This is a genomic window from Flavobacterium wongokense (assembly GCF_021608265.1).
GTDB classification, from domain to species: domain Bacteria; phylum Bacteroidota; class Bacteroidia; order Flavobacteriales; family Flavobacteriaceae; genus Flavobacterium; species Flavobacterium wongokense.
In genome coordinates this window covers 1,164,210-1,176,001 of sequence record NZ_JAKIHP010000001.1, presented here as the reverse complement: position 1 = coordinate 1,176,001, position 11,792 = coordinate 1,164,210, and the positions used below count along the sequence as shown (strand labels likewise).

At 37.3% G+C, this 11,792-nt stretch carries 13 protein-coding genes; 6 read left to right on the top strand and 7 right to left on the bottom strand.

Going from position 1 to position 11,792, the window contains the following annotated elements; all coding sequences use genetic code 11:
* Nucleotides 1–14 precede the first annotated feature (14 nt).
* Nucleotides 15–209: a hypothetical protein gene (locus tag L1S31_RS05080; RefSeq protein WP_236463103.1), complete on the bottom strand. Its 195-nt coding sequence runs from the start codon at nt 207–209 to the stop codon at nt 15–17.
* A 149-nt stretch (nt 210–358) separates the two neighbouring features.
* Here L1S31_RS05080 and L1S31_RS05075 point away from each other — a divergent pair, with 149 nt between their 5' ends.
* Complete coding sequence (locus tag L1S31_RS05075; protein ID WP_236463100.1) at nt 359–1,282, top strand: hypothetical protein; 924 nt, start codon at nt 359–361, stop codon at nt 1,280–1,282.
* 3 nt (nt 1,283–1,285) lie between these two features.
* Here L1S31_RS05075 and L1S31_RS05070 read toward each other — a convergent pair whose 3' ends face one another.
* On the bottom strand, nt 1,286–2,860 hold the full coding sequence (locus L1S31_RS05070; protein ID WP_236463098.1) for a L,D-transpeptidase family protein: 1,575 nt from the start codon (nt 2,858–2,860) through the stop codon (nt 1,286–1,288).
* A 107-nt stretch (nt 2,861–2,967) separates the two neighbouring features.
* On the opposite strand from L1S31_RS05070, the gene L1S31_RS05065 reads away from it, so the two are divergent.
* The 3 genes from L1S31_RS05065 (at nt 2,968) to L1S31_RS05055 (ending at nt 4,958) form a co-directional block, all read left to right on the top strand.
* On the top strand, nt 2,968–3,468 hold the full coding sequence (locus tag L1S31_RS05065) for a nuclear transport factor 2 family protein (RefSeq protein WP_236463095.1): 501 nt from the start codon (nt 2,968–2,970) through the stop codon (nt 3,466–3,468).
* Between the two features lie 454 nt (nt 3,469–3,922).
* On the top strand, nt 3,923–4,351 hold the full coding sequence (locus tag L1S31_RS05060) for a hypothetical protein (RefSeq protein ID WP_236463093.1): 429 nt from the start codon (nt 3,923–3,925) through the stop codon (nt 4,349–4,351).
* Between the two features lie 25 nt (nt 4,352–4,376).
* Nucleotides 4,377–4,958: a globin family protein gene (locus tag L1S31_RS05055; RefSeq protein ID WP_236463089.1), complete on the top strand. Its 582-nt coding sequence runs from the start codon at nt 4,377–4,379 to the stop codon at nt 4,956–4,958.
* A 65-nt stretch (nt 4,959–5,023) separates the two neighbouring features.
* Here L1S31_RS05055 and L1S31_RS05050 read toward each other — a convergent pair whose 3' ends face one another.
* The gene (locus tag L1S31_RS05050; RefSeq protein WP_236463086.1) at nt 5,024–5,962 is read right to left on the bottom strand and encodes an L-threonine 3-dehydrogenase; all 939 of its coding nucleotides are present in this window, start codon (nt 5,960–5,962) and stop codon (nt 5,024–5,026) included.
* Between the two features lie 131 nt (nt 5,963–6,093).
* Here L1S31_RS05050 and L1S31_RS05045 point away from each other — a divergent pair, with 131 nt between their 5' ends.
* The gene (locus L1S31_RS05045) at nt 6,094–7,638 is read left to right on the top strand and encodes a hypothetical protein (RefSeq protein WP_236463083.1); all 1,545 of its coding nucleotides are present in this window, start codon (nt 6,094–6,096) and stop codon (nt 7,636–7,638) included.
* 51 nt (nt 7,639–7,689) lie between these two features.
* On the opposite strand, the gene tsf is transcribed toward L1S31_RS05045, so the two are convergent.
* The 4 genes from tsf to rplM all read right to left on the bottom strand — a co-directional run bounded on the left by tsf (nt 7,690) and on the right by rplM (nt 10,481).
* Nucleotides 7,690–8,520, bottom strand: a complete 831-nt coding sequence (gene tsf, locus L1S31_RS05040; RefSeq protein ID WP_236463080.1) for a translation elongation factor Ts — start codon at nt 8,518–8,520, stop codon at nt 7,690–7,692.
* A 117-nt stretch (nt 8,521–8,637) separates the two neighbouring features.
* Nucleotides 8,638–9,456 carry a 30S ribosomal protein S2 gene (gene rpsB / locus L1S31_RS05035; protein ID WP_236463077.1) on the bottom strand — a complete coding sequence of 273 codons (819 nt, stop codon included), beginning with the start codon at nt 9,454–9,456 and terminating at the stop codon, nt 8,638–8,640.
* 183 nt (nt 9,457–9,639) lie between these two features.
* Nucleotides 9,640–10,026, bottom strand: a complete 387-nt coding sequence (gene rpsI, locus L1S31_RS05030) for a 30S ribosomal protein S9 (protein WP_121311954.1) — start codon at nt 10,024–10,026, stop codon at nt 9,640–9,642.
* Nucleotides 10,026–10,481 carry a 50S ribosomal protein L13 gene (gene rplM, locus L1S31_RS05025; protein WP_236463075.1) on the bottom strand — a complete coding sequence of 152 codons (456 nt, stop codon included), beginning with the start codon at nt 10,479–10,481 and terminating at the stop codon, nt 10,026–10,028. The genes rpsI and rplM overlap by 1 nt, the downstream gene beginning before the upstream one ends.
* Before the next feature lie 273 nt (nt 10,482–10,754).
* Between rplM and L1S31_RS05020 the strand changes: the two genes are divergently transcribed.
* A complete protein-coding gene (locus L1S31_RS05020) occupies nt 10,755–11,780 on the top strand; it encodes a LacI family DNA-binding transcriptional regulator (protein ID WP_236463072.1) in 1,026 nt (341 codons plus the stop codon).
* The last annotated feature ends 12 nt before the right edge of the window (nt 11,781–11,792 follow it).

Genomic DNA, 11,792 nt, shown 5'->3' with positions numbered 1-11,792 from the left:
TATTTTATAGGTAGTTATGCTTCATCTTTCGTATTTTTTACCAATCCAATCCCTGATATAAAAAATACGATTCCTAAAACACCATAAATGATTAACCCTCTTATGTCTCTGTCGGCTCCAGAAGTTGAAGCGAAGATCACTGCAGCATAAATCAATCCGCCAATTCCTAATAAAGTTAAAATGGCACCAAACATTCTTTTTAAGTTCATAATCTTAAGTTTAAGTTATACAAAATTTGTTGTACGAAGTTGCTAAATATTACCATCAAACGCGTTACACAGTTGTCAGAAAAAGTTATAAGATTAGGATAGATTTAGGAATTTTTGCATAAGTTTGATAGGTAATCAAGACTTTAGAAATGAAATTAAAATTATTCTTTATAGCAGTTTCATTTTTCTCAATAAAAACCAGTAGCCAAATTGCCATCAGCAATACTGCTGAAATGGCTAAGATAAAATTGGGAACAACTTTCTTTGCCATGAAAGATCCTGCGTCGCCAAAAGCCATAGCATACATTGATGCTATCAAAAAAAATTGGACACTGTCAAAAGTAGAATGCATCAAATACACTGATGTTGAGAAAAACATTGCGCCCAACAACAGCTTTGTAACCATTGGTGCCAACATGACAAGTACAAATGCTTCTGCAACAAGTGAAACCGATTTTAATTTGGAATTTTGGACTACCAACGGCAAATTCGTTTACGACCCTAAAAAAAGGAAACACTTTAATCAGGATGAAAAAATTGTGGTAGCGTCTGTCAATTTATTCCCCGATTTCTATTTGCAGAATAATCCGAGTACGCTTTATAAAATAGATTATGATGCAGCCGGACATCTTAAAAACTGGAGTGCAGCTATTTTAGGGAATTATATTCAACAAGTTGTATACTTATTGAACAAGTCGGAAGAACGACAGGCCAAAACCGAATTCCTGAATAAAAATGAATTGGGCAAAATCGGTACGCTTTACATTCCGGATTATGTTTTGACCAAATTTTCCAAAAATTCTGATGACGAAAGCAGAAAGCAGGACACCAAGGAAATTGTTGAAGGCTCGGGTTTAAACTGCAGCTTCCTTTCAACAGAAGAACTCAATGATAAAATTTCCGATAGTCCCACTCCGTTTTATTATCTGCTGTTGATTAAAACCAATTCATCGAAATCGGTTACGGTGACCCAATCACAATCGGGTGAAATTGTTTATTCTGCCAATAGTTCAACCGGCAATTTTAAGGCAAGTGATTTGAAGGATTTACAAAAGGCAATCCAGAAGAAATAGCTATTATTCGACCAGCATTGCTGCGAGCTGCTCATCCTTTTCATAAATATCCTTATAAAAATGGATGTTGCCTTCTTCATCAACAAACGAAGTAAAATAGCCAATGTAAACCGGGATTTTGTTTTTGAGGGTATACCAGTTTTCCTTTCCCTTGTGCATCGCTTTGTCTATTTTTTCGGGTGTCCAGAGCGGATCATCCTTTAGGATCATTTCGGCCAATTCCCTGGGTTTTTCCACACGGATGCATCCATGGCTGAAGGCTCTTTTTTCGGAAGTAAACAAACTCTTTGCAGGCGTATCGTGCAGATAAATGTTATTGGTATTTGGAAACAGGAACTTCACCAATCCCAATGAGTTATTTTTCCCGGGTTTCTGCCTTACTGCTCCGCCATTCCATTCCATATTGTGTTTTGCCAAATAATTCCTGTCCTTTTCCATTTCGGGCAGGATTTCGGTTTTGATGATGTGTGGTGTGACGTTCCAATAAGGGCTAAACACGATAAAACTCATCTGGCCACTAAAAATAACCGTCTTATTCATTGTAGTTCCAACCACAACATTGGAGGTCAATGCGACTTTTCCTTCCTTGTAATAATTCAGTCGATACGAAGGAATGTTGACGACAATATATTCCTTAGCCTTAGTTAGTTCGGGAGAAATCCAACGGCAACGCTCCATATTCACAATAATGGTTTTGATGCGTTGGCTGATTGGTACGTTCATTTCGTCAATGTGTTTCGGCAGGATTGTTTTGTCCAAAGTATAGCCGGTGCGTTTTTTGAATTTTAAAACCGCCTGTTGCAGTGCAAAGCCGTAAAGCTGCCTTCCGGAATCTTCGGCTATGTCTCCGGTAAGGAATAATCGGGTTCTTATTTTTGCAACCACTTCAGAACTGTCGCCAGGTTTGATTTGCTTAAAATCTATTGGCACCTTAATCGAATCCCAACCTCCTTTTTGCTCAATGTCCCTATATTTTTGAAGTACCGTTTTTAATTTGTAATACTGGCTGATGTGCTGTTCGCTGTTCTCCATTAATTTTGGATCTATCAACAGCGAATCTAAATAGCCAATATAGGTTTGTTTTTTTCTGGGCAGATACCATTCGAGTTCCTTCATCTTGGTGCTGTCAATTCCCTGTAGTGTTTTATTGACATAGAAGAAATAATAATTGGAAAGGAATAATTCGGTGTCCACATCGGGTTTGGTTGTCGCTTTTTGGAGCAGGCTGTCTACGGTTTCCTTATAAGGCAGTTTAGCCTGAACACCTTCCTGTGATAGATTATTGATTTTGTTGTAGATTACATCTGCCGTTTCCTTCCTCCCCTTTTTATCGTACCAGATAAAATCGAAACTGTTTTTCTCATAAAGCTCGTTGACTTGTTTTTTGTAAAGAATCAATTTTGGATATTTTGCATAAAAAGTGCTGACAAGGCTGCTGTCAAAAGAAACAACAAAGCTGTTCGACGGCCTTTTTTTTACCATCGCAGTTTCCTTTTTCTTATCGCAAAACCAGCTGGTCAGGGAAATGACCAACACAAAAAGTACAATTAAAAAACCATAACCCTTTGCTTTTTTCATACAGCTATCATTAATTTCTTTTATAAAAATACAAAAAGTAATACTACATTAAATAAGTATATTTACTTACTGTTACAATGTTACTCCAAACGCTCAATCCAACGGTTATGAAAAACATCATTCTTTTTATAGGAATCACATTTTTTGCCAATGCGGCAATTGCACAAAACGAGGTTAAATCCCAAGTTAATGCAACACTTGACGCCTGGCACAAAGCTGCGGCTGAAGCCAATTTCAATAATTATTTTGACGCAATGACCGATGACGCCATTTTCATTGGAACTGATGCTACCGAAAATTGGACCAAAACCGCTTTTCAGGCGTATGCAAAACCTTATTTTGACAAAGGAAAAGCCTGGAGTTTTACAGCTATAGAAAGACATGTTTATTTTAACGATGATAAAACCTTAGCCTGGTTTGACGAACTGCTCAGCACTCAAATGAAAATCTGCCGTGGTTCAGGAGTTTTGGTTTTACAGAAAGGTAAATGGAAAATAAAACATTATGTACTTTCGATGACAATCCCAAATGACACTTCAGATGCAGTCGTAAAAATAAAAGCTCCTATCGAAGAACAACTGATGGGTGAATTAAGAAATAAAAAATAATTTTTTTGTTTCTTGAAAACCGTATTGTTTTTTTCCCCGTAAATGAGTCTCAGAAACCCAAATTCTACGACTCATGAACATCAACAAAAAAATTAATTTCCTATTTGGAACTACTGCTTTTATAGCTATGATCGCGTTAGTGTTCCTGGTATTTTACTTAGCCTTCACTGCTCCGGTGTAACCTGTTTGCTCCTCTGTAAAACAAATATGCTTAGGCATTCCTAAAACCAAGTAAGAGCCCTAAAATTACTTGATGTTTTGCTCCGCACAGTTCGTCCTACGGACTTCGGGTGTTTGGTTTTGTTTAGAAAGAAAGCGCTGTTTCGTGTCAAGAACAGCGCTTTTTGTTTTCGATGTTATTTAGAAGGAGAATAAACAGTAAAAAAATAAGGCAATTAAAAAACCAAGCTTTTTTTGTTTGCGTAGATGAATTCAGACCAAAAAACATAACATCATGAAAATTAATAAAAAAGTAAAAATAGCATTGCTAAGCATCTTAGGGTTTTTCCTTTTGATGTTTGCCATATTAGTTTACCACATTGCTACTGCAAGGCCAGTAGAAAGCGCTACAATACAAGTAAGCCGAATTGATTTTGACAAGCCTTTTGATTCTATTGCAGCCGTTGACATTACCCAGAAACTGCACGGCATTCCCGGAGTAAAAAGCGACATCATTGTCAAAAGGAACGTAGTCGTTTATTTTCACGATAACCGAATTGCCGATTCCAAAAAAGTATATGATGAACTCATGGCTACCGGGCATTACAACGCACAACGTTTTATTCTGCCTGCTGCCTTTGCCAATAAACAGGTTTGTCCTGTTATGAACAGAGATGGTGCCAGCTATAAGTTTACCAAGTTCGTTCAGGGAGTTTTCAATTAATCTATTAATCTTAAATATAAAAACTATGACTAAGTATTCAAAATTTGCACTCTGTGCATTAGTATTTGGGGCATTGACATTTACATCGTGTAGCAGCGATGACAATGATCCGGCTCCACCAGCTTCAATCTACGCGAGATTGGGAGGAACAACAATGGTTTCGGATCCTGATAACCCGGGACAGATGATTGAACAAGGGCGTTTGAGCTATCGTAAAGTAATAAATTCAACTGTTGGACTTATCGTTGCAGATGTGCAGTCGAGTGCTTCAGGCAACTTAGGCGCGCATTTCGCACCACTTTTAACAGAAGTTGGAGCAGGAAACACTACCAATCTGGCAATACTTGTAGATAATCTAACCGATTTCTTTTCATTCAATACCGGCGGAACCAATGCGGTGAATACCTATTCCGGAAGGGATATGGTTTCTGCGCACAACCCTGCTGTAAATCCAAGGATGGGAGTGGTATCAACCAATGCCGACTTTACTAAATTTGAAGGTTATGTTGGACAGGCAGCCGTTGCAAATGGCGTTGCCGCCGACACCCAACTTTATACAGATATCGTTGCCGTACTGGAATCATTAAGAGATCCGATCGTACAATAAAATTATGTTTTGTTTTAGAGGAAAAAACGCTGCCACAAGAAATTGGGCAGCGTTTTTATTTTAGTTTATTTTAGGTTTTCCAACATTTCATCGGTCATCGAATCCAAATCAAATTTGTGTTTCCAGTTCCAGTCTTCCCTAGCACAGCTATCATCAATCGATGCAGGCCAGCTATCCGCTATTTTCTGTCGGAAATCGGGTTTATAAGTAATCGTAAATCCTGGGATGCGCTTCTTGATTTCTTCAGCAATTTCAGCAGGTGTAAAACTCACGCCTGATAAATTATACGAAGAGCGGATTTTAATGGCTTCACTCGGAGCCTGCATGATTTCTACAGTGGCCCGGATTGCATCGTCCATATACATCATCGGCAAAGCTGTATTTTCCGAAAGGAAACATTCGTATTTTCCTTCCTTCAATGCCTTGTGGTAAATATCTACAGCATAATCGGTTGTGCCACCACCAGGTTCGGTTGACCAGCTGATAAGTCCCGGATAACGGATGCTTCGAACATCAACGCCATAAATGTTATGGTAATATTCACACCATCTTTCGCCAGTCTGTTTGCTGATTCCATAAACGGTTGTAGGTTCCATGATGGTATATTGCGGTGTATTGTGCCTTGGTGTTGTTGGCCCGAAAACCGCAATGCTCGAAGGCCAGAATATCTTTTTTATTTTTTTGGCTTTCGCCAGATTCAGAACGTGAAACAGCGAATTCATATTCAAATCCCACGCAAAAGCCGGATTTTTTTCTGCTGTTGCCGAAAGCAAAGCTGCCATAAGGTACACGTCGGTAATTTGATAATGCTCAATCAAATGCTCAATCTGATTGTAATCCAAAGCGTTTACCACTTCAAAAATACCATTGTTAACGATGTCATTGTTCAGTTTTCTGATATCGGAAGCAATAACATTTTCATTGCCGTAAATGCTCCTTAGTTTTTGGGTGAGTTCGGTTCCTATTTGTCCGCAGGCACCGATGATTAAAATTTTTGTAGTCATTATAGTCTGTTGTTTGCACAAAGATAAAGTTTTTTAGAAAGCTTACTTCTGTAAACAAATCACAAAATCATATAAGCCTCTACTTTATTTAATGCTTACATTTATAAACATCTAACCCTAAGAGAATTATTATGAAATGGTATTGGAAAATCCTTATTGGATTGGGTTCTCTCATAATATTGATTGTTGTGGTTAACATCGCGGCTAATATTTGGGTCAAATCGCAATTGCCAAAGATCATCAACTCGAAAGATTCCGCCTATTACATCACTTATAAAAACCTTGAAATTTCACTACTGCACAGCAATATCAAAATCAATGATATTGTTTTGATACCGAAGGCTGCTTTGAAAGATACTATTAATAAAGAAGGTATATATAGTAAGGTCGATAAAGTGGAAATCAAAAACTTTAAAGTGCTCCGCTTTCTGTTTAGCGACAAGCTTAAGGCCAAAAGCATCACGGTTGAAACTCCAAAGGCGGTACTCTACGTTAGGAAAAAAGAACCCGATATCCGAAAATCGGTTGTCGAACCCTTTGAAAAGATGATCACGGTTTCAGATGTTTTTGTGAACCATGGCGACTTTAAAATGATACGCGTAAAAGACAGCATGGCTGTATTAAGCGTACACAATATCAATTTGAATGTGGATGGGATTATAATCAATGACAACATATTAAAAGATAAAATTCCGTTCGAATACAGCGATTATAAATTTAGATGCGACAGCCTTTATTACCATCCAAACGAATTTTATCATTATCAAACGAAAAAGATCCAAACCACAAAAACGGATTTGCGCATTGACGGTTTCAAAATGACTCCGCAATATTCCCGACGCGAATTTGTATCAAAAATCCCTAAGGAAAAAGACCTTTATACGTTGAGTTGTGACTCGATAAACATATCCAATCTCGATTGGGGTTTTAATAAAGACGATCTTTTTGTGTATTGTGGTGTCATCAATCTGGAACATGCTGCTGCTAATATCTATCGCTCGTTGGAACCTGTTGACGATAAATCCAAAAGAAGGTTTTATAACACAATGCTTCGTGATCTGAAGTTCGATTTGAGAATAGATACGCTCAAAGTCAGGAACTCGATTTTGGAATATGAAGAGGAAAAATCTTTGGAAGCTGGTCCGGCCAAATTGATTTTCAATCCATTCAACCTTACTGCAACATCCATCAACAGCGGATTCAAGAAAACAAAGCTGCCCGATTTAAAGATAAAAATCAACTGTAGGTTTATGAACGACTGCCCATTGGATGTCAATTGGAAACTCAATGTAATGGACAAAAAAGACGGATTTAACATTAATGGAAGGCTTACAAACTTTAACGCCGAAAACATTATTCCGTTTTCCAAACCTTATATAAATGTAACTACCAAAGGAACGATTGATGAAGTGCGGTTTAATTTTAACGGGAATGACAATGGAAGTGCTGGTGAATTTAAGGTTGAATATGATGACCTGAAGTTTACCATTTACAAAAAAGACGACCGTAAAAAGAAAAACAAACTGGCGACTTTTATCGCAAAGATTTTTGTCAAAAAAGACACCAATGACAAACTGAAATCTGCTCACGTCAGCGTAATGCGTATTAGGGAGAAATCATTTTACAACCTGTTGTGGAGAAGCATACAGGAAGGCTTGAAGAAGATATTGGTATAAACAAAAAGCCCAAATCTTTCGATTTGGGCTTTTTTATTTGTTGTGGATGGATTATCCTAAAGCAACTCTTTTGAAACCTGTTACAGTTAAACCTGCATCAACAGTTCTAACGTAAGCAGTAACGCTCATTGAGCTATCTTTGATATAATCTTGGTTTACCAAAGTGTTATCTTTAAAGAAACGACCTAGTTTACCTTTTGCAATATTTTCAATCATTGCTTCCGGTTTTCCTTCCTGACGTAATAAATCTTTAGCAATTTCGATTTCTTTAGCAATAGTATCTGCATCAACTCCAGCCTCATCCAATGCGATTGGGTTCATTGCAGCAGCCTGCATTGCAACGTTTCTTGCAGCTTCTTCAGCACCAGCAACGTTAGCAGACAAAGCCACTAAAGTAGCGATTTTGTTTCCAGCGTGGATGTAAGAACCAACGAAAGCTCCAGACAATCTTTCGAAAGAACCGATTTCGATTTTTTCTCCAATAACTCCAGTTTGCTCGATTAGTTTTTCAGCAACAGTGATTCCGTTGAAATCAGAAGCTAAAAATGCTTCTTTAGTATCAAAGTTTAACGCTTGGTTAGCGAAATCTGTAGCCAATTTTACGAAACCTTCATTTTTTCCAACGAAGTCAGTTTCGCAGTTTAATGTGATAACAACACCAGATGTTTTATCAGCATTAACAGCCGCGATTGCAGCTCCTTCAGTAGATTCTCTGTCAGAACGGTTTGCAGCAACTTTTTGACCTTTTTTTCTAAGGTTTTCAATTGCTAAATCAAAATCTCCTTCAGCTTCTACTAAAGCTTTTTTACAGTCCATCATTCCTGCACCGGTAATAGTTCTTAGCTTATTTACGTCTGCAGCAGTAATTGTGATTGTTGACATAATATTTTGTTTTTTAAATTTTAAAAATCGTTTAAAAGTAAATTACGAATTACAAATTTGAAATTACGAGAGAAAATAATCCGTAATTCTTAATTCATAATTCGTAATTATTTTGTTTTACTCTTCAGTTTTAGTCTCAGTAGCTTCTACTTCAGGAGCAGCTTCAGCTTCAACAGCCGGAGCAGCTTCAACAGCAGCAACTTCTTCTACAGTATCCTCAGCATCAACTTCAGGAGCAGCATCAGAAGTTCTGTTTGCTAATCCGTCTTTTACTGCGTCAGTAACTAAAGATAAAATTTTATCAATTGATTTTGAAGCATCATCATTGGCTGGGATAACGTAATCTACTTCACGTGGATCAGAGTTAGTATCAACCATTGCGAAAACTGGAATGTTTAATTTTTGTGCTTCTTTTATTGCGATGTGTTCAGCTTTGATATCTACTACGAATAATGCAGCAGGTAATCTTGACATATCAGCGATAGAACCTAAGTTCTTCTCTAATTTTGCACGAAGACGATCAACTTGTAATCTTTCTTTTTTAGACAAAGTCATAAAAGTTCCGTCTTTCTTCATTTTATCAATAGTAGCCATTTTTTTAACAGCTTTACGGATAGTAACGAAGTTTGTCAGCATTCCACCTGGCCATCTTTCAGTGATGTATGGCATGTTACAGGCGATTGCTTTGTCAGCAACGATGTCTTTTGCTTGTTTTTTGGTAGCTACGAAAAGTATTTTTCTACCTGATGCTGCGATTTTTTTCAAAGCTTCGTTAGCTTCTTCAATCTTAGCAGCTGTTTTATATAGGTTAATGATGTGAATACCATTACGCTCCATATAAATGTAAGGAGCCATGTTTGGATCCCATTTACGAGTCATGTGTCCGAAGTGAACACCTGCTTCTAATAAGTCTTTAACTTCAATTTTGTTTGCCATTGTGTAATAGTTTACGTTCTGTTGAATTAGCAATGCGTCACCTTTTTCGCTTAAATCATTAAGACTTTGGACTGCATTTGGATGCTAAACTATTCCCTTAAAAGGAATATCGACAACTTGTTTTTAATTTCTAATTTAATAGTAAAAAATAATCTGAAAATATATTCTGGTAAATACCGAATATTAACGTTTCGAGAATTGGAATCTCTTTCTCGCTTTTTTCTGACCGAATTTTTTACGCTCAACCATTCTTGGATCTCTTGTTAGTAATCCTTCTGGTTTTAGGATGCTTCTGTTTTCAGCTTCCACTTCACACATAGCTCTTGCAATTGCCATTCTCACAGCTTCTGCCTGGCCAGTTGAACCACCACCGTATACATTTACTTTTACGTCAAAGTTGTCAGCGTTGTTTGTCATAGACATTGGCTGTAATACTTTGTACTGTAAAGTAGCTGTTGGGAAGTAGTTGTTGAATTCTCTTTTGTTAACGGTAATTTTTCCTGTTCCTTCTGAAACATAAACACGTGCAACTGCACATTTTCTTCTACCGATTTTGTGAATAACTCCCATTACTTTAAGTCGTTAAGATTTACGGTTTTTGGTTTTTGAGCCTCATGTTTGTGCTCAGAACCAACATTTACATTTAAATTGCGGAATAATTCTGCACCTAATTTGTTTTTAGGTAACATTCCTTTTACAGCTTTTTCCACTAATAATGCAGGGTTTTTTTGTTGCATTACTTTAGCAGTCAAGCTTCTTTGTCCTCCTGGGTAACCTGTGTGTCTGATGTACGTTTTGTCATCCAACTTGTTACCAGTTAGGTTGATTTTTTCTGCGTTGATAACGATTACGTTATCTCCACAATCAACGTGCGGTGTATAACTTGGCTTGTATTTACCTCTTAAAAGCATCGCAACTTTTGAAGCAAATCTACCTAAGTTATGACCTTCAGCATCTACAACAATCCATTGCTTATCTGCATTGGCTTTGCTTACTGAAACTGTCTTGTAGCTTAAATTGTTCACAATAATTTATTTTAATTAAACATTCCATTCCCAATAAAGGGAGTGCAAAAGTACAATTATTTATCAATAATGCAAGTCCCCTTTTTTAAATATTTTCATAAAGTTTTAATTTTCAGCTAAAATCCTTTAAATGAACGGCATTAGCACGTAGGAATCTTTGTGTTTTTTGCGTCAAAACCGTCATAGTTATTAACAAAATTTCTGCAACTTTAAATTTTCTTCGGGACGTTAGAGTATAAATTTTACTATTTTTACATCTTAAGCTGTTAATAAATGAAATCGAAAGCCACATTAAAACAAATTGCAAAAGAGTTAGGTGTTTCTGTCTCTACAGTTTCCAAAGCACTCAATGGAAGCCCGGAAATCAGCGAACCAACCAAGCAACGTGTTCAGGAATATGCCAAATTGAAAAACTACAAACCCAATGTTATTGGGCTAAGCTTAAAAAACAGGAAAACAAAGACCATTGGCGTTATCATTCCGAACATCCTGAATTCCTTTTTTGCCAAAGTTTTTAGCGGCATCGAAAAAGTAGCTGACGAAAAAGGCTATAAAGTAATTACCTGCATTTCCAACGAATCTTCAGAAAAGGAAATCAATGCACTCGAAATGCTGAGCAACGGAACGATCGACGGTTTCATCCTTTCGATTGCAGAGGAATCCCAAAAGCTTCAAAAATTTGACCATTTCACCAACATCATCAATGAAGGCACTCCAATTGTTATGTTTGACCGCATTGCCGACGAAGTAAATTGTGATAAGGTTATTGTTGATGATTTTGAATCGGCGGTAAACGCAACGGAACACCTTCTTAAAAGTGGCTGCAAAAAAATTGCACTGCTTTCAGCTATCGATAATTTGAGTGTTGGCAAACTACGCGCACAAGGATTTTACAAAGCACTCGAAAATAAAGGATTGAAATTGGATGAAAACTTAGTAATCCTAACCAATGACAGCGACGAATTCAACTCGAAAATTGGCGGTTTTTTCAAAAAGAACAAACCCGATGGTGTTTTTGCCCTTGACGAACACGCTTCTGTAACGGCCATGAAACTCGGAATCCAGAACGGATACAAAATCCCACAGGATTTACAATTGATTGGTTTTGCCGATGGTCTTTGGTCGCGCCGAATGACACCAAGCATGTCAACGGTCAGCCAACACGGCCCTGAAATTGGTGAAGTTGCCGCCAAATTACTAATTGATAAATTGGAAAGCGAGGAAGAAACATTCACTTTTACAACAACTACCATTAAAACGGAATTGCGTCAGCGTGATTCAACCAAAAAGTTACATTAAAATATTTGACAT